The organism is Calothrix sp. UHCC 0171 (genome assembly GCF_034931845.1).
GTDB lineage: Bacteria > Cyanobacteriota > Cyanobacteriia > Cyanobacteriales > Nostocaceae > Brunnivagina.
Genome location: NZ_JAYGHN010000036.1, coordinates 31,191 through 54,895, shown reverse-complemented (window position 1 = coordinate 54,895; position 23,705 = coordinate 31,191). Strand labels below are relative to the sequence as shown.

The following is a 23,705-nucleotide window of genomic DNA, read 5'->3' as shown; positions in this document are numbered from 1 at the left end:
ATTATAATGACCTCAGAACAAACTATTAGACGCTCAGATATTTTAAACACCCAGGTAGTCACCAAAGATGCCAGACGGTTGGGTATTGTTAGTCAAGTATGGATTGATGTAGACCAACGTGAGGTTGTAGCATTTAGTTTGCGAGACAGCCTGATTTCCGTTTCCGGCATCCCCCGTTACATGTATCTAGATCGTGTTACTAAAATTGGCGACGTAATTTTAGTCGAAAATGAAGATGCGATCGAAGATATTGATGTTGATGCCTACAGTAACCTCGTTAATTGGGAAGTAATTACTGAAACTGGCGAGGCTTTGGGTAGGGTGCGCGGCTTTAAGTTCGACACAGCCAACGGCAAAATTTTATCCATCGTTATTGCTTCCTTGGGAATACCCCAAGTACCTGAACAGGTATTAAGTACCTACGAAATCTCCGTCGAGGAAATTGTCAGCACAGGACCAAACCGTTTGATTGTATTTGAGGGTGCGGAAGAACGTTTGACTCAGTTATCTGTTGGTTTGCTCGAACGCTTGGGCATTGGTAAAGCACCCTGGGATCGAGATGGCGAAGACGAATACTATTCCGCCCCGAAAACGATCGCACCCGCTAACCAACTTCCTAGCGGTGTACCTCTGGAACCACCAATGGCAAAAGTTCGTACCCCCGAACGAGTCAAAGAACCTGTTTGGGATGAAGATGATTACGAACCAGAACCACCTCGCCGTCAAGTTATGGAGGCACGTTCCGCCGAGTCGATTCGTTACCCAGAAGATAACTATGATGATTACGAAGATGAAGGAGATAACTGGGCGGCTATTGATAAGGATGAGTATCAAAAAGAGCCAGAAAATGATACCCCTGTTTTCAACAGTAATAAATCTGACTTCGATGATGATGATTTAGATCAAGATGTTTGGGAAGAAGACGAAGCACCCAAACCAATCATCATTCCCGAAAAAGTCAAGCAGAAACAACCTGAGTATGAAGAAGAAGGATACTAATCTCGTTTAGAATCGCAAAGCACGGTATTTTAGCCTCTTTCCCACTGGGGAAAGAGGTGTGTTTTATTTGTCGAATTCGCGTTAACTAAATATTGACTACTGACTATTGGTATGAGGAATCTGCTGTTAATCCTGTTTACACTTCAATTTTTTCTCTCCGCCTGCAATAATCCTCCCAACTTTAAAAGCTCTCAATCTCTAACAATTAAAACCCCTTCGTTAGAGGAAAATAATCACAAGAAAAATCTGCCTAAATTAGTTGTCACTACCAGCGTACTCTGCGACCTGACTAAACAAATAGCAGCCAATACGATTAATCTGGTTTGCTTGATACCCCCAGATATAAATCCCCGGCGTTATCAACTAAAATCTAGAGATAGTCAAGAAATTGCCGAGGCAAAATTAATTCTCTACAACGGTTACAACTTGGAACCTGCTGTATTTAATATCATTAAAACAAGTAAAAATCCTGCACCAAAAATAGCAGTTGGTGAACGTGCAGTACCCAAGCCGAAATTGATGATTGCAGAAGGGAATAAAAAAATCAATAACCCTTATGTATGGCATAATCCTAAAAATGCGATCGCCATGGTAAATGTTATTAGTAATAGTCTCAAACAAATTTCACCAGAAAATGCCAATTTATACGCCAGTAATACGAAGAAAGTACAAACAGAAATCACAAAATTAGATAAATGGATTCAAGCACGGGTGGCTAGTATTCCTTCTTCACAAAGAAAATTAATTACCAATCATCCTGAAATTGGATATTATCCTCAGAAATATGGAATTGAATACAAACCTATATTTGTCAGTATTAGTAATAATGAAAATGCCTCATTATCACGCTTAGAACCTTTAATTAGTAAAATTCAAAAGTCAAGAGTTCCAGCAATTTTTGTGAATAATACAGCCAGCCCCAAGTTAGTAAAAACTATAGCAAAAGAAGCAGATGTACGTATTGCTGGCAGACCACTTTTTGCGGCAAATTTAGGCATGCCTGGAAGTGAAAGTGATACTTATCAGAAAATGATGGTAGCAAATACTCGCACTATTGTTGAAGGGTTAGGGGGTACTTACTTGATATTTCAACCACTTTCACGTTCTCAAAAATAATGATATGACCTAGATGTTAAGCTTTATTTACTTGAGAAATTCTATCTCAAAATTGATTTAGGATATTTATGACGATACTAGTTGAAGGCTTTGTGGTTAGGATTGCTCGAAAGATTAATTCAGAATGTTAGCTCAATATTTAGCCTCAATATTTAGCTCAAGCTATTAAGCAAAAATTAATCGCAAACAATCGGGTAATTAATCCTGCACAGTCTCATATTGATATATGGATTCGTCATTAATTTCGTTGAGTGCAAGATAGAAACCTTCAACTAGTAAGAAAAAATAGATTAGACAAATTCAACGATTGAAAAGACATACGTTCAGAAACTCAATGATTCCATATCGGCTCAAAACAGGGTTGTAGCAAAACAATGGTTTGACGAGGTTTCCATAGATATCTTTTGGGAAATTGATGGGTTACGTTAATTCAGATTAATTAAAGTAGCTCAACTGAAATTAGCTGGCATGTGCCCAATCGCTGAGAGATTCTTGCTTTGGTTGTGTTTTGTTGTGACGGATAGGTACTTTGGGACTACCAATATCGACATAGGATGATTGCTTTTGTTTTTTAGTCGATTTGGTTTCTCGTTGATTCGGGTTCTGATTTGAACTACTAGGGTTAGATTTCATGGTAATTTGCTCCTATTTACATGATTATTCAAGCCTAAACTCCAATCTTTATCTTCATCCCCTCAACAGGTATTTCCTGAAAATAGGATAAAGAAAAGATTAAAAAATCGATGCCAAACCCGCTACAGTTTGATTTTCCTCTTAACTCATGCTATGTACGGTTTAAGTTGAGAAAATATGCACCAAAAGGGAATGGGTTTACGATTATACATGATGCTGGCAGAAATGTCTAGAAAATTAGTCACGAAAAGTTCGGTACTTAGAAATGAGCTTTGAGCAGCAGAATATCACTGATGACTCAGTGTTCAACTAACTACTTCCTCAATCCGGAGTTAGATAATTGCGGGATAATTTTGGTATTTGCATAACTTCATAATCACCCGATGAAACTTTGCCAGAGGGATTACCTGGCAAGATTTCATGTCTCAGCATCTTTGTAAATTTGCGTCTTAATTACTTCATTATTCAGCAATATCCTAAATTCCTACCCAGATACTTCCTTCTTCGACACGAGTGGGGAAAACAGACAGAGGTTTTTCTGTGGAAATCATACCTAGCAGTTTACCGACTCCGGGAGGAAATGGAGTCCAAGCTACGGGATTACCCGTGGTTAAGTCAAAGGCACTACGGTGAAATGGACAAACAATTGCCCCATCTTCAGTAATTTTGCCCTTTTTTAAGGGTAGTTTGAGGTGAGGGCAAGAATTTTCAACTGCGTATATTTGGTTGTTATGGTGAAGTAATAAAATAGCACGTTCTTCGACTTTAACTACTGTTCGTCCATCGTTTGGTAGTTCATCTTGGGCAAGGACTTTAATCCAATTCATAAATTCCTCTCTTTTTGGTTTTAAATTCTGCACTAGGATGGCAGTCGCTTTAAAAAATTTTTATCTCAATTGGATTTTACGATATTTACTGCGCCAAGAGTTAATTATGTTTAATTTTTGGTGAAACTTATTTTGGTGAAACGTTAACGCCTAAATCCCAGACTTCTGGAAGCGAAATCTAGGATATTCAGGAATATTTTGGCTACATCTCGAAATATAAGTAGGGTTTGCTGATTATTTGATGGGAATTTCGATCGCCATCTCAGTACCTTGACTTGGTTGGGAGGTACATTTAATCACACCATTATGTTTTTCAACTACAATTTTATAAGTAATTGCTAATCCCAATCCTGTACCTTTTCCTACGGCTTTAGTGGTAAAAAATGGGTCAAAAATCAGTTTCTGGACTTCTTCTGACATGCCAATGCCGTTATCTGCGATGCGTATAATGACTGAGTTTTTTTGATGACATACATGAGTGGAAATACTAATTTGGGGAGTAAAATGACAAGAATTTTTCCCTTGACTTTCTAAATTTTCCATTGCTATATTTTGTTCGCAAAGTGGCTCTAAAGCGTCAATGGCATTGGTGAGAATATTCATAAATACTTGATTGATTTGTCCTGCATAGCATTCCACTAGGGGCAAATCACCATATTTTTTGATTACCTCGATGTCGGGGCAACTAGTATTGGGGTTAATTCGATGTTGTAAAATTAATAGGGTATTATCGATGCCTTCATGCAAATTTACTGGTTTCATGTCGGCTTCATCCAGGCGGGAGAAGTTACGCAGAGATAGGACAATTGAGCGGATTCTTTCGGCTCCAATTGTCATGGAGGACATAATTTTTGGTAAATCTGCGATGATAAATTCCAAATCGATTTCTTGAGATTTGCTATCAATTTCTGGAGTTGCTTGGGGATATTGTTTTTGGTATAAGTGTAATAATTCAAGTATTTGTTCGGTATAACCGACAGCATGACTGAGGTTTCCGTAGATAAAGTTAACTGGGTTATTGATTTCGTGGGCAACTCCTGCGACTAGTTGTCCCAAGCTAGACATTTTTTCACTCTGGATAAGTTGGGTTTGGGTTTGTTGCAAGTCGTAGATTGCTTGTCCCAGGAGCCTGGCTTTGGTTTTGGCTTCGACTTCAGCTTGACGAGTTGCTTCATAAAGTTGTGATTGTTGGATCGCGATCGCAGCTTGATCTGCTAATTGTTTTAATAGGTCGATTTCGTCTTCGTGCCAATTTCGAGGGGCTTCACATTGATGGGCAATTAGTAGTCCCCACAGGTAATCTCCCATGTTGATGGGGACTATGAGATTAGCTTTGATTTCCAAGCTGTCTAAAAACTCCAGATGACAGGGGCTTAGGGAGGCTGTGGCAACGTTATTGATTGCTCTGGTTCTACCTCGAAAATATTGCAGTGCTTGCTCATTAGGAAAGCAATTGGGGGGTGCTTTAATTGCTAAAACTGATTGCCAATTCCCGTGAATGTCTTCGACAATTACTTCCCCTTCTAAGTTGTCAAATAATTGATAGATTAATACTCGATCTGTATTTAATAATTTGCGAACTTCGCGGACAATGGTTTGTAAGGTAATTTTTAAGTCGAGAGTACCCCGAATCTGTTCGCTAACTATTTTAATGGCGTTGGCAATTAATAAGTGTTTTTTTAATTCTGCTGTTTTTAATTCTACCTGTTGTTTGAGTTTACAATTCCGGCTTTGCAATTGGTAGTAAGTCTGTTGCTGTTGAATTGCCATTAAAAAATGCTGTGCCAGGATTTGTCCTAGGGATATTTCCTCTTGCCTCCATTCCTTTACTTGTGCTTTTTTTTCTTCTTGGCAAGTTTGGAAGGAAATCTGCGGTAAATGATTCTGGGGATTTTGTTGATATTTTCCTACCCAGACAATTTCACTATCTGATTCATGGCGAAAAATACTCATCACACCCATGCAGTTTTGATGGTAGCCAAGTGGTATTAGTAAAAGTCCGCGAATTTTTGTTTGTTCAAAAGCAGCAGCCAAAACAGATAACTCGCTTTCTTGATAAAGATCAGAAATTGCCCAAATTCCCTCTTGGGGAGATTCTGTCATCCAGTGCTGTTGCCAACATGGATGTTGTTCAATCAAACTATGTGGAAATGATTGTGGTAATTGGGGTTGCTCTCCCCAAGTATGTAACTCACCTGTAGACTGGAGATAAATTCTACCTCCACAACCTCTCAATGCTAAGGCTGTTGTTGCTAATGCCTCTCGTAGTTGTCTCGTTGGGAGTGAGTGCAGTTGGGTAATTACTTGGTTGATAATTACTTGACGCTGTTGTTCAATGTCGATTTGCTGAGATAATTGACTGTGAGCGATCGCGATCGCAATTTGATCGGTAAGTTGCTGCAAAGCCCGTAATTCCCGCTTCAATATTGAACGAGGTTGACTGTGGTGCAACACCAACAAACCCCATAATGATGGCTCATCTGAGTGTTGTGGGAAAATAGGGATGACTAAGGAAGATTGTATCCCCATCGCTTTTAAGTATTCCAGATGCCAAGCATCTACAGGTCGAATTTGCACATTCCCATCACCCGGTAAAATTTCCCCAGTCTCCGGATGTTCAAGCAAAGATACTCCCATTTTCCCAGCCGCAACATCCACTATCACTCGCTGTCTGGTTTTGTGAGCAAACATCTCTTTGATATGGGCGAGCATATTATCTGCTAAAAAATTTAATCCCAACAGAGATGGTAATTTTTCCTCGCACACTGACTCCGCAATTACTTTCCCGCTACCATCAGGCTCGAATCGATAAACCATGATTCTATCTGTAGGCAAAAAACTACGAATATCTATCACCACAGCTTCGAGAATTTTTTGCAGTTCGAGATTTTTTCTAATTCGGTTTATAGTTCTTTGTAATAATGTTTCTTGGTCAAAAATTTTCTCTTGATTGGTAATGCAGTCATCTGATTTCATCGTTGCTATGTATTTATGGTGAAATATAAAAATATTCTGAATTAATTGCCATTTTAAGCATTTATATGTTTTATGGCAGTGCGAAAAACGCTGAAGTATCGGCGATATCAACTGTAATTATTACTATTTGTTTCTTTGACTAATTACGTAAAAATAAGTATTTTGATGATGAGGCGAGATAGGTTAAGTTCTGGTTAAGGAGTAGATTTACTGCCTATATGATTATCACTTCCACAGATGTTTCAACTATTAGTAATTCCTAAACAGATGTTACTTGATGCAAATATGAATTACGCAGTTGAGTACGGACATTCATAATAATTTTACCTAAATGATTTTCACCTTGGCGATTGGCACCACAACCCCAAAAATAATCACAAGGCGAATCTTCGATGAGGATTTCTTCTTCAGTTGCCAGCAGAACTGCGCGAATATCTGCATGGCTGAGAAACTTTTGTAATACAGCTTTTTGCATGACTGATATTTTGACTATATCCCAATCTGGACGCAGACAGCGATCGCAATTACGTCCTAATGCGGCGGCAATCTCTGGAGTCTTAGCTGCATGGATACTGGGGATAATATACTCGTCTACACTGCCGACAAACTTTTGAGCTTGGTAATAATGCTCAACGGTAGCCCAAAAAACTCCTTCCATTTCGATTCCGTGGGGCGAAAAGTTAGAAAAACAGCCGTAAGCATCACCAGCTTTGTAAAAGTAAATTGTCATTGGTATATTTTGTATTTTTTGTCAAAACTATATTTTATCTCCAATATTAATTATGCCTGTGAATGTTAGCTCAGAATATTGACTTTCTTTCTTTTACCTTTTGTCTTCTTACAAAGTTAGAGGTGACGGAAACCGACACCCTCTACTTTGTGCTTTTTACTTTTGCCTTGAGGTACTACAAACTTCCTTCTTCCCAACTCATGGGACAAGAATATTCAGAAAACGCCGAAACATCGTCATTTGCTTCTTTACTTTCTGCATCTAAGACGTTAGTCACTTTGTTGTAAATATCTTGAGCTTCTTGGGGAGAGTCGCCAATACTTGTTAATCCTAATTTGCCAAATTGCGATAGACAACCCATTAAGTGAAAAACACTACCTGTTTCGGTTCCAGTTTCAAAATGTAAGCGGTGGTGGGCGATAATATCCATCAAATCATTGGGTAATAGTCCCTTATATTTATCTTTTTGTAAGTTATCGGTAGCAATGTAATATTTCGCTCGTCCTTGTTGACTATAAAATAAACCAGTTGCTAGGTCATAACGACCATTAGTTAACAACTTTAAGGTCATAAAAGGATGGGTAGTACCACCTTTACGGAGGTTAATTTCTATTGCTTGAATATCCCATTCCCCATTGTCTTTTTTAACAGTAACAAAGTCCACTCCGTAGCGTTCGAGTGCCCCTTTATCTGCTAAATTTTTACCGATTTTTAATCCTAATTCCTGTAACTTTAAGCGATATTCGACATCGGCTGGAAAGCGACAACCAAGATAAATTTGACCATCGGGACCACCTAAAATTTGGTCATGGGTTGATAATATTTCCACCTCTCCTGTAGGAGTAATTCGTCCTTGCACACTGGGCGATCGCTTAATTTCGCCTTCAACAAATACTTCCACAATTGCACCTAATTCGGCAATGCGACTGGAAAAATTTTCCCAAGTTTCTTGACTGGCTTGAAAACGCATTTCGGCAAAGCTATTCAATATGGCTGTCACTCTTTCCACATGACTACCTTGAGGTGGTGCTAAATTAGCAACAGGTCGTACATCTAAAATGGCATTTCCTTCCCCAGAAATCCCTTCATTTAGCTTCACAACCATCCGTTGTAGGCTTGGTTGTCTTTCCCAAAGTTCTGCTGCGGCTGTGGCTAATTCGGCTGCACTCCACACTCTTTCGCTACCGTCGGGATGGGGTACTCCTGATTCGGCAAATATTTGTCTGCTACCGCTTTTTGTTCCCCAAATTTGCAAATCTGGGGCGGCTGCATATAATGGTACGCCTAATTTTACTGATAATTCTGCTTCTAAATCGGTGGCATTATAGCAAGCCATAAATGCTTTATTGATTCGTACAGCGTGACGAATTCTTTCTAATAAACGGGGACGTTCTAATATTTTTTGACTGAGGGGTTTTTGGGAGGAATCGTAGGTAGAAAGCAGCAATAAACGATTGCGGGCATGGGAAAAGGGAATCCCCGGTAGTAGTTGTAAGTAATAATCAATGATGCTGGGGTGTAGCGGCATTGATGTTACATAAATTAATCTTGTGCGGGGATTACGCAAGCGAATTAAAGAAAATAATAGTCTTTCTTCGTAATGTTCGCAGCCTTCAACTTTTTTGAGTTCGCGCTGGTCTATACTCAGCGAAGGGATGACGACAATATCAGCATCACTATTATCAAATAGTTCGATAGTTTTCCAGCGATCGCGTAAACTCAGTTGCAGTTGGCGAAATTCATGAAGTTGTGCGCTTGTCGCCTCTATGTGCGAGATATTTGCGGTTTGCATCAAATTAACCCCCTGATTACGCAACTGTTGCGCTTGTGATTTTCCTCATTTTGGGGGATGAAAATCGTCAAATCCTCTTTTCCCCCTTTACCCATGTACCTTTGCTGTGCAATTTTAAGCCATAATGCTTACTTCCAATCTTTTCCGATACGGATAGTAACATCAGATTCAAGTTCGCCTGTAGCCGCAACCTCAACTTGACCTAAACCAAGAGCTTTTTGCACTTGTTCCCCCAGGGAGCGATCGCCTTTTTGCACGATAATTTGGGTATCATGTTGCGAGTTTAACCAATCGGGGGCGGCGTAGGCTTTGGCAAAACCTTTCTGCTTTAGGGCATTCAGAACTTTTGCGGTTACTTCTGGCTTGGCGGCAGCATTTTGAACGGCAATTTTGAGGTTCGGTACAGGAATGACTTTCGGTTGCATTCCGGCAATTGTGACACCAGTATAATCACTCAGTAATTTAACTTGTCCAGTTAAATCAATCCAATAACTGTCCGGATCAGCACTCAAACGACTGAAAATTCCCGGTAACATAGTCATTTGGAAATTATCGCGCTCCACAGTCGCAGAAAAATTCACAATCGCCATCATTTCTTCGATCTTCAGATTGGTATCGAAGTATTTTCGCATGACGCGAATTAATTGCGGCAACCTAGGGGTAATTGTCGGACTCGAAAGTCTCTCACGCAATGCCTTTAATAACGCTTGCTGGCGCTGAACACGAGGTAAATCTCCACTTTTTGCTTCTCGAAAACGAGCAAATTCTTCTGCTTGTTCGCCGTTGAGATTTTGCCAGCCTTTGACTAAATTGGCAGAAACACCTTGGGAACTGCTTTGATTTTCCACCGATGCTGGAACAAACACCTCAACCCCCCCCAATTGATCTACTAGCTGACGCAAGCCACTGGGAGAAATACGAATATAGCGATCTATGGGAGTATTATTTAAAGTTCGGCTAATCACACGTGCCGCCAAAACTGGACCACCTTGAGCATTAGCATCCGCAACCTTGTTCAATCCTTTTTCCGGAATGGCAATCATCGTATCTTTGGGAATCGATAGCACCCTGATTGACGGATTCTGGGAACTTTGGGGGTCTAGACGGATTAAAAGCATTGTATCGCTTTTGCCCGAAAAACTTTCTGGTGAACCATCAATACTATTGGGTACAGGTTCAATACCCATCACCAAAATATTCATTGGGCGAGTCAGCTTGTATTCGGCAATATTACTCCACACATCCGCAGGTAATTGGGTTTTTTCCGCCTCTTTACCCGACCATTGCAACTCCTCATCGCTCCGGTCTACTGTACTCCACAAGGGAGTCCACAGTGCCAATGCCGATACCAACAAGCCTGATAGAGTGAACCCAACGGAAATAGTTAGTATCCAAAATAACCAGCGTGGTATTGACAAACCTAGCCGTTGGTAAAGCTGGCTAGGGATAGAACCCTCTGTGCCTGAGGATTTACGGGCAATATTTTCTGAATATGTTGCCATCGCTACATCTGGAGATGATTCCGAATGTACTCGTATTTCTTGATCTTCCAACCAATCTTCTTGTCGTCCTACTTGTTTAACCACGATTATCTCCCCACTCAACCTAAACCAATTCCTGGAATAAATCCTCTCTCGCCAGCTTTATATATCAAAGACTGATCCAAAGCAATAACTTATCTTCTCTACAGGTCATCTTAATGCAAGCTAGAAAACTTGCCAGTGGCAGAACTAGCATTACACTGGAGAAGTTTGCTCCGTGCAACTTCTTGATAATGTTTTAAATTTATTAGATTCGGTCTCAGAATATGAGCAATGTATTTTTTCCTGTCATCCTTGCGGGCGGTAAAGGTGAGCGTTTTTGGCCCCTCAGTCGTCGCGATCGCCCGAAGCAATTTTTATGCCTCGATGGCACTGATAGAAGCCTCCTACAAGCAACTGCCGACCGATTGCTGGAATTTGCCAATGGTTGGGATAACTTGTGGGTAATTACTTCTAGCATGATTGCACAGGGGATTCGGGAACAGCTACCCGAATTGCCATCTCATAACTTACTTGTGGAGCCACAAGGAAGGGATACGGCAGCAGCTGTTGCTTGGACTAGTTTAGAAATTCAAAAGCGTTATGGAGACGATGCAATTATTGGCTTTTTCCCGGCAGACCATTGGATTGCCGACCAAAAAGTGTTTGCACGTACATTAAACGCTGCTTCCCAACTGGCAGCAACCACGGATGCGATCGTGACGTTGGGGATCAAACCGACGTTCCCTTCTACGGGCTATGGCTATATCGAGCAAGGCGAAAAGAAAGGTATCTTTAATGACTTGCCAGCTTATCATGTCAACCGCTTTACTGAAAAGCCCAACCGGGAAACTGCGGAAACTTTTTTATCTACGGGTCGGTTTAGCTGGAATAGCGGTATGTTTGTTTTCAGGGCGGGTGTTGTTCTCCAGGAACTACGCCTTCATGCCCCGGAAATTATTGAACTCCTGGAAAAAAATGGTGCGGATATTTACCCTCAATTGCCTAAGAAGAGTATAGACTACGCTCTCATGGAAAAGACAGGTCTAGCATATGTGTTACCTGTAGAATTTGGTTGGGATGACTTGGGTGATTGGAATGCAATTGAGCGTTTGTTGAAAACGGAAGATTCTCCCAATGTGGAACTGGGGACTCATGTCGGATTAGATACAAAGGGAGCGATAGTTTACGCCGCTAATAAGGATGATGTAGTTGTCACCATCGGTATGGAGGATGTTGTGATTGTACGCGATCGCAATGTCACCCTGATTGTCAACAAAGACCGTACCCAGGAAATTAAGGAAGTCCTCAAAACTCTCCAAAGCGATTCCAGATTTCAAGAGTTACTGTGAGTTAAATCAAAGATGAGCTATATCTCTGTAATTATCTCAGCCAATTTTAGAACTCTTGACAGAAGCGAAAAAACTATATATCTATTATAACTTGACTGTAAGGGAGAGGGGAAAAGGGTATAAGGGAGACAAGTATGGTGATGTGGTGATGATTTCTCAGCAAAAATTCCCAAATCATCTCACAATTAGGCAGTGCCATTTTTTCAGTTCCCGGAATTTTCCATTTCCCATTTCCCAGTTCCTTCTTCCTATTCCCCATTTCCACACCATGTTCCTCACCCAAACGGTTCCTCGACAGCGCGAAATTATTGAAGTCCTTTTCCGTAATGGTTGGGACTACATGCGAAAATTACTCACAGGTGGGAAATCAGAAGACCCTCAACTGCCCACACCTGCTGTTTTAAAAAAGATTTTTATCGATTTGGGACCTGTTTACGTTAAACTCGGTCAACTACTCTCAACCCGTCCTGATATTCTTAGTCGTGCTTACATTGAGGAACTGTCAACACTACAGGACGAAGTTCCCCCGGTTGCTTGGACGGAAGTTGAGGTTTTGATTCGCAAGCAATTAAAACGACCTCTAGAAGAAACGTTTAAGCAGTTAAACCCCGTTCCCGTCGCCGCAGGTTCCATTGCCCAAACCCATCGTGCTACCCTAGCGGATGGTCGTGAAGTCGCTCTGAAAGTCCAACGTCCGGGTATTGATGTCACAGTTGCTCAGGATATAGCTTTAATACAGGGTATCGCTGATTTAGTTGCCCGTACCGAATTTGGTCAGAATTACGAAATCAAATCGATCGCTGAGGAATTTTGCAAAGCTTTAGAAGCAGAATTAGACTTTACCCGTGAGGCTAGCTTCACTGACGAATTGCGGCGTAATTTGTCCCAGAGCAAGTGGTTTGATCCCCAACAAATTGCGATCGCTCAAATATATTGGGAATTAACGACACCAAAATTAATGGTGATGGAATGGCTGGATGGAGTACCCATTCTCTCGGCACCGATTGCTAGTGATAATAGTACCGATACTGATGGCAAAGACCCTATTGCTGAACGCAAAGCCATCACAACTTTACTATTTCGCGCCTTTTTCCAGCAACTATATATAGATGGATTCTTCCATGCTGACCCTCATCCAGGCAACTTATTCTATCTGCAAGATGGTCGTGTTGCTATTTTAGATTGTGGCATGGTGGGAAGACTCGATCCCCGCACTCAACAAATTTTAACTGAGATGTTGCTGGCAATTGTTGATTTAGATGCACAACGTTGTGCCCAATTAACTTTACAACTTGCGGATTCAAACCAGCCAGTAATTATGGCACGCTTGGAAAGTGACTATGACAGAATGTTACGAAAATATCACAATGTCAGTCTAACGCAAATCAACTTTTCCCAAATCATTTACGAACTTCTGCAAGTTGCCCGCAATAACAAAATTCGCCTTCCCAGTAACATGGGTTTATATGCCAAAACCATCGCCAACCTCGAAGGTGTTGCCCGTGGCTTTAACCCTGAACTCAACTTCTTTGACGAAATCAAACCTTTATTAACGGATTTATTTCGCCGTCAGTTGTTGGGTGATAGTCCTGTACGTTCCTTGCTACGTACTGCCCTTGATCTCAAAAGTCTCTCGCTGCAATCTCCCCGTCAGATTGAGTCATTGTTAGATAGAGTTACATCTGAAACACTGCAATGGAATATTTCTATCCGGGGATTGGATAGTTTACGCCGCACTACCGATGCTGCTGCCAATCGGCTTTCCTTTAGTATCCTCGTAGGCTCACTGATAATGGGTGCAGCAATTATTTCCAGTAATCCCAGAACGCCTGAGTTGTCCTTACTGAGTAATATTTTGTTTGCGGCTGCAAGTTTGCTTGGCTTGTGGCTGATAATTAGTATTTTGCGTTCCGGGAGGTTAAATTAATCATCCCCATAAATTCAGATGGGGAGATGGGGAGATGGGGAGATGGGGAGATGGGGAGATGGGGAGATGGGGAGATGGGATGATTTAGCTTAATTTTGAACGAAATACTAATAGTTTCAGCCTCTAATTCATCCCGCATTTATGCAATGCCAAAAACCAATCGTATCATGTTCTCATGTTCGGATAAGCGCTTACAATTAAAATTTCTCCGCGTCCCCGCGTCTCCAAGTCTCCGTGTCAGTCTTAATAAGAAGTATGCAACCGGATATGATATTACTTCAACAACTCTTCACCCCTTCGATACAATTCCTTAGCATAATCTGTCCAAGTTCCCTGTCCCCAATAGCGAAAACAACTTGTTTGTACCAAAAAGTTATATAGTAATGCTTGTTGATAATCTTCGCGCTGTCTTACTGATATATCTTCTGCAATTAAGCGATCGTATTTAGCGTGAAACATGGCGCTCAATTTATTCATTGGTTCGAGAACATTTTCATACCCTTTTACCCAACTCAAATCATTTGTCCAGGAAGCTCCATCAATATGAAATTGATGGTCATTTGCTTGCAATTCTTGAATAGCATTGTTAACATCTGTTGGTGTTACATGATCTAAATTTACAAGCTGCCAAATTTTATGTTGTTGTACTGCTTGTACTGTCGGATACTCTTCAGGATTTACACCTTTTGCTTCAATTAATTCCAAATATTCAGTCCCATTCATAGCCACAGTACCCTCATAATTATTGCCAGAATCACGAATTTCATGATATATCCGCAAGAAGTCGCGGGGAAATTCATTCATCATTACGCCACCATTTTCACCATCAGCAATTTGTGTGACTAATGAAGGAATCTGAGTATTCCCAACTCGTTGTTTATTTCTACCTTTAGCCTCAAAATATGGCTGCATTTGAGCAACTAACTTTGTATCCGAACCTTGGGTTTTAATTAATGCAGTAATACTGATAGTTTCACCTTGAGAATTACGGGCAAATAATCGATTAGGAATATATTTTTGGTCATGATTTAAACCCGAACCATCCAAATTTTCCACCGAATGTTCCTGTACCATTAACCATTTGTAACCACATTCTTTCAAAGCTTTAATATATTCAAATATGGTATCTGGATGGTTAGGTAAATGCATTTCTGGAGGTGAAAAACCTTTTACTCTTTTTAAGGCATCGTAACCAAAAATTGCTGCAAAATGATGTTGCCAAGCTTGAATATGTAACTTGATATCGGGAATTGGTGTCGAAGGAACAACCGCATGGCTCCACATTGTTCCCAACCATTCCACATAGGGTTGATATTGGGAATCGCAAGTAATCCGCTTGAGGTTATTAATAATATCTTCACGTTGCATTTGTCGCAAACCCCAAAGCAAATTACCCGAATAATCAAGCATAATGCGGGGATTACAACCTTGAGAAATCAAATCGGGTATAAATTCACCAATCCGGCTATAACACCAAGCGAAAACACTGGCGTTATGGTTATCCCCATCATGGGGATGTGCAAACATATGCTGAAGATTGCTAATTAGTTCACCATTTATACCTGCGGGAATTGTCGGTTGGTGCATGTGAAGAGCGCACGCAAAGACAGATGTAATATTTTCTAGATTTAGATTTGTGGTGTTTAAAAATACTGGTTCACTGTGGTTTGTAACTAAAGAAATTTCGTCTTCCCAGCCACAAATATTGGGATAATGGAAACGGGTTTCATTCAGTGTCGGCAGATTGCTGGAGGAGATAGTTGCAGTCATGAATATAATCTCTGACGGTCTGCAATTTATTTTCACCCATGATTTTGATTACATCGGTAAGTCTCTAAATAAATTAATACTCTGCTTACATCCATCACTCAATTCTGGGACAACTACAATTCTTAACTGATTCTCAGCCAAACTTCAGGTTGACCAATTTTAATAATAACTAAGCGCCCATGATTAAGAATACAAAACCATGAATAAAAAACTATGAATGAAAAAGACTTATAAAATTAGCTTTTTTATCTTTGTTCGACAGGATATTTATTTAGCGACGCAATACTAGCTGCCCGATCGCCATGAATTGTTACATAATGTAAATATAAATGAGAACTAGGCGATACTTTCTGCAAGCAAGTGGAGCGATGTTTTTGATTACCTTGCCAGCTTGCTATTCAACTCGGAGGACAAACACCATGACAGCATCAAAAGATCAATATGAAGTCACGAAAACAGAACAAGAGTGGCAAGCAATTTTAACACCTGAACAATTCCGTGTTTTGCGTAAACATGGCACAGAACGGGCAGGTACAAGTCCCTTGGATAAAGAATACGGGGAAGGTACTTACTATTGTTCCGGATGTGGACAAGCACTGTTCACTTCTGATACAAAGTTTAACAGTGGAACAGGATGGCCCAGCTTTTTTGCGCCCATTGAAGGTGCGATCGCAACTACAACTGACAAATCCCTGTTCATGACGCGGGTTGAAGTTCATTGTAGTCGTTGTGGGGGACACTTAGGACATGTCTTTGGTGATGGTCCTAAACCAACGGGACAACGCTATTGTATGAATGGAGTATCGTTAAATTTCGTCAAAAAAAGCGATTAGTTTTTAGTATTTATCCCACGACTAAAAGTCGTGGGTTGGATTCTTTGACAGTAGCGATGAGCAATTCGGAAATGACAGATGCTGACGCGGTGATTAGTTTTTATGCACCAAAATCATCCTGTGATTATGCAAAACCTGATTGCCAATCAAACACAAGGACGTTTTCCATCCTTTGAGTAAACCATCTCTGAAACCTTGGGTGGTTGCTCGCCAATATGAAACCTTAGCACTCGCTGCTCTATAATCCTATCGGAATTTGTGACGCGATCGAACTGTCTTCTGTGTTCTGCCCAAGATTCAATCAATGCAGTCTCCACAAACCGACTAGGGTCTGACACATCCTGATATAATCCCCATTGAATTGCACCATCGCGACGGCGAATCCTTGCTAAGGCTTGCATGGCTAGGGTAAACTCTTCTGCTTGATTGGGATCGATAGAATATTCTAGCGTTACTAAAACTGGACCATCATTTGGGCAAGGTTCAAAAGCATGAGTTGGTTGATCCCAATGCAGTGATGAGCGTAAATCAAGTAATTCTGAGCATTTGAGGCGAAATTTTGCCGTGACAACGATACCGACAAGCAGCCCAATCCCGGCAGATGCTAACGATATTGAGATGCCGTAACGTTGGGCTATAGTTCCCCATAATAGACTCCCCAAGCTCATACTGCCCTGAAACACCAACAACTGTACCGCTAAGGCTCTAGCTTTTACCCAAGCAGGAACAGCGCTTTGTGCTGCCACATTCAAACTTACCATCACACCCAGCGATGATATCCCCACAAACAGCATCACCGCACAAATTACCAAAAAGTTACGTTGGGAAGACAATACCAGTATCATCAAACCCATAACAGCCGAGCAACCAGCAACTAACCGATCAATAGAAAATTTTTTCCTGAATTGAGGCAAGAGAAAGGCACCAGCTAAACCACCAATTCCCCAAAAGCCCAAAATGACACCGTAACCCAAAGCATCAAGCTTTAACTCATATCGTCCCAGTAATGGCAGCAATGCAAACAAAGAACTCGCAAAAAATATGTAAGCAATTGTTCGATATATTACTGAATGAAAAACAGGAGCGTGGCGCACATAACGCACTCCGGCTTGGATTGCTCCAACTACACGTTCGGTTGGTAAAGCACTTTCTTGGGGAATCCGCTTCCAATGATAGATAACCCAAATCACACTAATAAACGTAGCGGCATTCAGTAAAAAAACTACTCCAACCCCAGAGACAGCAATAATTATACCTGCTATTGCTGGACCAATCGATCGCGAAAGATTGACAACTATACCGCTCAGTGTGACGGCTTGGGGAAGTTCTTCCCTGGGCACGAGTTCGGGGGTTACAGCTTGCCATACAGGTAGATTCATCGAACTACCAATACTCATCGCAAAGGTTAAACCCAGGAGAAGCCAAGGTGTAGTGATATTTGCCATAGTCAGCACACCCAATAGGAATGCAACTCCTAACATCCATACTTGCGTCCATAAAAGCATTTTACGGCGATCAATAACATCCGCGATCGCACCTGCGGGAAGTGCTAGTAAAAAGAAAGGTAAACTGGATGCCGCCTGCATCAGCGCCACTAATATTGGTGAATTTGGTGCAAGTGTCGTCATCAACCAAGCTGCACCCACATCATGCATCCAAGTTCCAACGCTGGAAATCGCCGAAGCAATCCATAAGGAACGAAAAACTTGTTGTTTGAGTGGACTCCACATTGATGTCGGTGTCGATGCTGTTGATACTGTCATATGAGGAGAGAACTTAAATAAAAAACAAATTAAACCTAAGAATTAATTTTAATGGTGCTGGTAATCAATTCTTACTTCACAAAACCATTCCATTACAAGTTGCAAAGATATGATTCCAACTTTAGACAATGAAGTATAAAATTCTTGGAGGAAATTTCCGAAACTCAGTGCATCTGCCATTTCTACCACGGGATTCGGGCAATTCTTAGAGGGTAACAAAGCAAGAAATAAATTAACTTTTCAGCCTCATCTGGAGTTAGACACAGCAATTATGACAACAATTAATTGGTTTTGGGTGATTGTATATATTTGAGATATCTGTAAAATACCAAGCAGTATTAGTTTTGGTTGTTGATGATGTTCCTACGTCAAAAACGGAAGAGATTTATAGCTTTGGTATTAGCCATCACATTACTATCCTTTGGCTGCTTACTTAATAAGCAACAAGCCACTCGTGGTAATGGCATTAATGTTATTCTGGCGATCGGTGATGGCATGGGATGGGAAATGGCTCGTGCAACAGCAGTTGCTTCTGGTTCTCCCATGTACACAAGTGGTAAAGGACAAGGTTTAAATTTTCAAAAATTAACTGGGTATACTCTTGCCACAACCTACGGAACAATAATTCAAGGCAGCAATGGTAAATTCTCGGCGGGAAACTCTGCACTTGATGGTTTAAATCCTACCACCGGTAAAAGTTCTGTCTTAAAGGGATTTAATTTCAATCCAGCTTTCCATAATGGTGATTCTGGCAATCTGATTGGTTACGATGCTGCTCGTGGTGGAATAAATCCTTGGACACCCGGCAATGACAAAGAATATATTAAACAAAATCCTCCCGATTCTGCGAATACAGCAACTACCCTTTATACAGGTGTAAAGACTTATAATAATGCACTTGGTGTAGATATCTACGAACAAAGGCAGACGACGATTTTAGAACAAGCAGCACGCCAAGGCAAATCCATAGGTTTAGTCACCTCTGTTCCAATTAACCATGCAACTCCAGGTGCGGCTGCTTCATTTGTAAATCGGCGTAATAAATATAGCAACCCTAGTCCCGATTTAGATAATATTCTGCAACAAACTTTAACTATATTTAAACCTACAGTTTTACTTGGTGGCGGTCATCCCCTTGATTTAGACAATGATACGCCAACGGGAGGAGCGTATAACTGGAATTACATTGATAAGTTTACCTATTATGAACTCACAACAAAACCCAAATCTAATTCCTACGGTTACACATTTTTAGAACGGGGCAAAAATGCCACCAAAACTTTACTAGAAACAGCAGCACAAATTGATCCGAATCAAGGGGAAAAATTATTAGGATTATATGGCGCTCGCGGACAAAATGGGAACTTACCTTTTAGTACAGCAAATGGTGACTATAGTAGTGCTGGTTTAAGTAGTGCTTCATTATTTTCGACAACTGATGAAAACAATCAGATTCCCCTACCAGACAAAGTACGTCCTCTCAATCCTGGCGAAACTGATGCCAAATTTATCCAAAAAGAAATTAATGAGAACCCTACCCTGGCAGATTTAAGTCAAGCGGCTTTAACTGTTTTGTCAAAAGATAAAGATGGTTTTTGGTTGATGGTAGAAGGAGGAGATATTGATTGGGCAGCTCACGATAATAATATAGATAACTTAATCGGAACAGTCAAAGATTTCGATCAAGCTGTAGGAACAATTATTAACTGGATTCAGAAAAATGGTGGTTGGGAAAAAAATTTATTAATTGTCACCGCAGATCATGATCACTATTTAACTCTGAATCCAAATTTCCGCCAATTGCTAGCAAAATTTGGTGCCGAAGATTTAACTTACAAAAAACATAAAACTGAAGAAGCAGGTCATTTTTGGGGTAGTGACTCCAAGCTGAAATATGGTTGGGGCAGGCATAGTAATAATTTAGTGCCTGTTTACTACCAAGGTGGTTCCATCAGCCTCGACAAATATATCGGAAAAGAAATTAATTTTGTGAACCATCCCCCAGGAGCTAGTGAAAAAACTTATCAAATTCCTGGTGTTGCTGGTGCAGTAGACCAAAGCCATATCTATCAACTGATGCTAGAAACAATTAATGCCCCCGCACCAAAAACATAAAACTGTATATATGCAGTCACTTTTGATGCTTAGGCTTAAGTTAAGGTTGGATTATTTTCAAGTCTTCTAAAGACCAAAATTTAGAAACTACTTTCTCTAATTTTGTGAAATTTTTGTGGAATAACCCATGAATAAGACAGCAGATATGTCAGAAAGCATTTGTAAAGTAAATATGCAGCCCGAACAACATTTGCTGTCTTCAGTTGGCAATACCCTTCTATATCAACTGAACTATTTCAGTTGTAACTCTGCCTCGCCCACAACTTGCTCTCCTGATTCACCTAAAACTCGTGAGTAGAATAATCCTGCCAAGATTGCACCGAAAATGGGAGCAACCCAAAACATCCATACTTGTCTAAACATTTCGACTCCAGCGAAGATTGCCGGACCGGTACTACGAGCAGGATTAACGGATGTATTGGTGATGGGAATACTAATCAAATGAATCAGTGTCAGCGCCAAACCAATAGCAATTGGTGCAAAGCCTTTGGGGGCACGACCATCTGTTGAGCCTAAAATCACAATTAAAAAAACAAAGGTAAGTACAACCTCGGTAATGAAACAAGCAATCAGTGAATAACCTCCAGGAGAGTGTACTTCAAAACCATTTGTCGCTAATGGATTAGAACCAGAAAGTGTAAATCCTGGTTTACCTGTGGCAATTAAATAAATTAGACCTGCGGCGATTATTGCTCCTAATACTTGGGAAACAATATATGGAAGCAATTCAGACCCCGGAAAACGTTTTCCTGCCCACAAACCAAATGATACGGCTGGGTTCAGATGACAACCAGAGATATGACCGATTGCATAAGCCATAGTCAATACTGTGAGACCAAATGCCAAAGAAACGCCTACGAAACCAATTCCTAATGCATTGGTTTTTGCATCTGGAAATGCTGCTGCAAACACAGCACTTCCACATCCACCAAGAACTAGGACAAATGTTCCAAAAAGTTCTGCAAGGCAACGTGTAAAAAGTGATATCATTATTCACTCCGTATTTTACTCAATTTTTTAATGGCTTGTTTAGTTTTAATTTCGCACCATTTGGTCTAATCTCTGTCTATATTTTCACAGCAACATCTTTAAAACTAATAATTTTGTGATGTAAGTATATAGAACAGAAAATAGGAGATGTATAGGTTGATCAATTCAGTATTGTAGATTTTACAATCTGTCTTAGCAACGGTGAATCAAACTAGATTGAAAATAATGCTATATAATCTGACAATATCTTATTACAAAGCATCTATCTCAAGAGAGATTTTACTCTGATTTCACAACTTTTAAAAACTTATTTAAAATTATTTAACAAAAGTTTTTAACATGATACACAATAGTTTAAATTTTCAATTCCGATAAATACAAAGTTGCTAAATCCGTGGTGTTGCAACAAGTCTAACGGCAGTAATCATAAATTAAAGTATTAACAATGGCAGAACTTTGCAGGTATCACATATGTTAGATAGTCAATGTAATAGTTTAGAAATATTTATAATTTACCCACTCCGATAGAAATCAGAATACTTTTGTTAATTAATATGATTATTCTAATTCAAAATATGTTTTTCCTTGGCGTTTCTAGTATTGGTGTATTTTTGACATCCATTACAGATGCGGCTCAGAAATACTAAGAACATTTGTGGCAGTTGTATAATATTAAGTCTGCCTAAATTACTACAATAAATACAGGGGTAGAGATTTTGAATTGCGAAGTTATTTGTTGGACCTGATATTAGTTCTGAAAGCCTAGCTCTGAATGAAATTTTAAAATAGGGTGGGTGCTTCCTCACTCCCCACCCATCAAACTACACCTTAAATTTCTCAGTAATTCGTCGCATTGCCTCCTCGACATTCTCCCGACTGTTGAAGGCAGAAATACGGAAATAACCCTCGCCCGCAGCACCAAAACCGGAACCAGGTGTGCCAACTACATTGGCGGTATTTAGCAATTTATCAAAGAAATCCCAACTCGAAAGATTATTTGGTGTTTTCAGCCAAACATAGGGTGCATTGACACCGCCATATACTTGAATTCCCGCAGCCGTCAATCTCTCGCGGATAATTTTGGCATTCTCCATGTAGAAGCTCACCAAAGCCTTGGTTTGTGCTTTGCCTTCAGAGGAGTAAACTGCTTCCGCACCACGCTGAATAATATAGGAAACCCCATTAAACTTTGTTGACTGACGACGGTTCCACAGTTTCCACAACTCCACATTTGTACCATCAGCAGATTTGGCTGTCAGGGTTTTAGGTACTACCGTCAATGCACAACGAGTTCCAGTAAAACCGGCATTCTTCGAGAAGGAACGAAATTCGATCGCACAATCTCTGGCACCTTCAATTTCATATATCGAGTGCGGTAAACTAGGGTCAGAGATAAATGCTTCATAAGCTGCATCAAAGAAGATAATTGAGCCGTTTGCCTTCGCGTACTCTACCCAAGCTTGTAAATGTTCCTTAGTTGCGGTTGCACCGGTGGGATTATTGGGAAAGCACAGGTAAATCAAATCGACTTTCTCTGTTGGTATCTGTGCGGTAAAGTTATTTTCGGCAGTGACAGGTAGATATACTAAACCTTCATATTCCCCGGCTTCGTTGGCATCACCCGTATGTCCCGCCATGACATTTGTATCTACATATACGGGATAAACTGGGTCGGTAACGGCGATTTTGTTGTTATCACCGAATATATCGAGAATATTACCGTTGTCGCATTTAGAACCATCGGAAATAAATATTTCCGATGCATCAATATCACAACCCCTTGCTTGGAAATCATGTTTCGCGATCGCTTCCCGTAACCAAGCATAACCCTGTTCGGGTCCATAACCTTTAAATCCGTTTCTTGTACCCATTTCTTCGACTGCTTTGATCATCGCAGTTCGGCAAGCTTCCGGCAATGGTTCGGTTACGTCACCAATACCCAAGCGAATGACTTTGGCATCTGGGTTCGCTTCTGCGAATGTATTTACTCGTCTAGCAATTTCGGGGAAGAGGTAGCCAGCTTTGAGTTTGAGATAATTATCGTTAATAGTAGCCATTTTGCTGAGTTGAGTACGGATTTAAGAAAACACCTAAAGATTAAAGTTTACCGTGCTTCGTAATCCCTAGATACAGCGTTTTTAATTTGGGTACGACTCTTTTAGAAAGAGGCAGAGTGGAGCTTATACCTTTTCACTTTATGAATAATACAGATAAGTGGGTAGGAATTTAGCACTGATTAACCCTATGAGAATCTATATTTATCATGATTTTGGTGAATTGGCATTAGACAGGTATTGGGAGGGGTTGAGGAGTAATAGAACAACAAGCTTGGGAAACTGCACCTTTGTATAAGGCAAGATGA

16 protein-coding genes are annotated in these 23,705 nt (G+C 40.4%); 6 read left to right on the top strand and 10 right to left on the bottom strand.

Going from position 1 to position 23,705, the window contains the following annotated elements; all coding sequences use genetic code 11:
• Positions 1 to 6: 6 nt before the first annotated feature.
• Both VB733_RS22035 and VB733_RS22030 read left to right on the top strand, forming a co-directional pair.
• The gene (locus VB733_RS22035; RefSeq protein ID WP_323342199.1) at positions 7 to 999 is read left to right on the top strand and encodes a PRC-barrel domain-containing protein; all 993 of its coding nucleotides are present in this window, start codon (positions 7 to 9) and stop codon (positions 997 to 999) included.
• A gap of 111 nt (positions 1,000 to 1,110) precedes the next feature.
• A complete protein-coding gene (locus VB733_RS22030) occupies positions 1,111 to 2,115 on the top strand; it encodes a metal ABC transporter solute-binding protein, Zn/Mn family (protein ID WP_323342198.1) in 1,005 nt (334 codons plus the stop codon).
• A gap of 459 nt (positions 2,116 to 2,574) precedes the next feature.
• On the opposite strand, the gene VB733_RS22025 is transcribed toward VB733_RS22030, so the two are convergent.
• From VB733_RS22025 to VB733_RS22000, 6 genes are all read right to left on the bottom strand, one after another.
• Positions 2,575 to 2,748, bottom strand: coding sequence for a hypothetical protein (locus tag VB733_RS22025; protein ID WP_323342197.1), 174 nt, complete (start codon positions 2,746 to 2,748; stop codon positions 2,575 to 2,577).
• 476 nt (positions 2,749 to 3,224) lie between these two features.
• Entirely contained in the window at positions 3,225 to 3,575 is a 351-nt protein-coding gene (locus VB733_RS22020) for a Rieske (2Fe-2S) protein (RefSeq protein WP_323342196.1), read from the bottom strand.
• Positions 3,576 to 3,809: 234 nt separating this feature from the next.
• Positions 3,810 to 6,551, bottom strand: a complete 2,742-nt coding sequence (locus VB733_RS22015; RefSeq protein WP_323342195.1) for a GAF domain-containing protein — start codon at positions 6,549 to 6,551, stop codon at positions 3,810 to 3,812.
• A 259-nt stretch (positions 6,552 to 6,810) separates the two neighbouring features.
• Positions 6,811 to 7,281: an NADAR family protein gene (locus VB733_RS22010; RefSeq protein WP_323342194.1), complete on the bottom strand. Its 471-nt coding sequence runs from the start codon at positions 7,279 to 7,281 to the stop codon at positions 6,811 to 6,813.
• Positions 7,282 to 7,456: 175 nt separating this feature from the next.
• Entirely contained in the window at positions 7,457 to 9,073 is a 1,617-nt protein-coding gene (locus VB733_RS22005; protein ID WP_323342193.1) for a peptide ligase PGM1-related protein, read from the bottom strand.
• A 128-nt stretch (positions 9,074 to 9,201) separates the two neighbouring features.
• Complete coding sequence (locus VB733_RS22000) at positions 9,202 to 10,659, bottom strand: LCP family protein (RefSeq protein WP_323342192.1); 1,458 nt, start codon at positions 10,657 to 10,659, stop codon at positions 9,202 to 9,204.
• Positions 10,660 to 10,880: 221 nt separating this feature from the next.
• On the opposite strand from VB733_RS22000, the gene VB733_RS21995 reads away from it, so the two are divergent.
• Both VB733_RS21995 and VB733_RS21990 read left to right on the top strand, forming a co-directional pair.
• A complete protein-coding gene (locus VB733_RS21995; protein WP_323342191.1) occupies positions 10,881 to 11,945 on the top strand; it encodes a mannose-1-phosphate guanylyltransferase in 1,065 nt (354 codons plus the stop codon).
• Between the two features lie 268 nt (positions 11,946 to 12,213).
• A complete protein-coding gene (locus tag VB733_RS21990; RefSeq protein WP_323342190.1) occupies positions 12,214 to 13,872 on the top strand; it encodes an AarF/ABC1/UbiB kinase family protein in 1,659 nt (552 codons plus the stop codon).
• Between the two features lie 273 nt (positions 13,873 to 14,145).
• Here the strand turns inward: VB733_RS21990 and VB733_RS21985 are convergent, their stop codons facing one another.
• Positions 14,146 to 15,642 carry a glycosyl hydrolase family 57 gene (locus VB733_RS21985; protein WP_323342189.1) on the bottom strand — a complete coding sequence of 499 codons (1,497 nt, stop codon included), beginning with the start codon at positions 15,640 to 15,642 and terminating at the stop codon, positions 14,146 to 14,148.
• Between the two features lie 419 nt (positions 15,643 to 16,061).
• Here VB733_RS21985 and msrB point away from each other — a divergent pair, with 419 nt between their 5' ends.
• Positions 16,062 to 16,475, top strand: a complete 414-nt coding sequence (msrB, locus tag VB733_RS21980; protein WP_416336343.1) for a peptide-methionine (R)-S-oxide reductase MsrB — start codon at positions 16,062 to 16,064, stop codon at positions 16,473 to 16,475.
• Positions 16,476 to 16,621: 146 nt separating this feature from the next.
• On the opposite strand, the gene VB733_RS21975 is transcribed toward msrB, so the two are convergent.
• On the bottom strand, positions 16,622 to 18,238 hold the full coding sequence (locus VB733_RS21975) for an MFS transporter (protein ID WP_323342188.1): 1,617 nt from the start codon (positions 18,236 to 18,238) through the stop codon (positions 16,622 to 16,624).
• A 354-nt stretch (positions 18,239 to 18,592) separates the two neighbouring features.
• On the opposite strand from VB733_RS21975, the gene VB733_RS21970 reads away from it, so the two are divergent.
• Positions 18,593 to 20,353, top strand: coding sequence for an alkaline phosphatase (locus tag VB733_RS21970; RefSeq protein ID WP_323342187.1), 1,761 nt, complete (start codon positions 18,593 to 18,595; stop codon positions 20,351 to 20,353).
• A 231-nt stretch (positions 20,354 to 20,584) separates the two neighbouring features.
• On the opposite strand, the gene aqpZ is transcribed toward VB733_RS21970, so the two are convergent.
• Entirely contained in the window at positions 20,585 to 21,343 is a 759-nt protein-coding gene (gene aqpZ / locus VB733_RS21965) for an aquaporin Z (RefSeq protein ID WP_323342186.1), read from the bottom strand.
• 821 nt (positions 21,344 to 22,164) lie between these two features.
• Positions 22,165 to 23,400: an LL-diaminopimelate aminotransferase gene (locus VB733_RS21960; RefSeq protein WP_323342185.1), complete on the bottom strand. Its 1,236-nt coding sequence runs from the start codon at positions 23,398 to 23,400 to the stop codon at positions 22,165 to 22,167.
• Positions 23,401 to 23,705 lie beyond the last annotated feature (305 nt).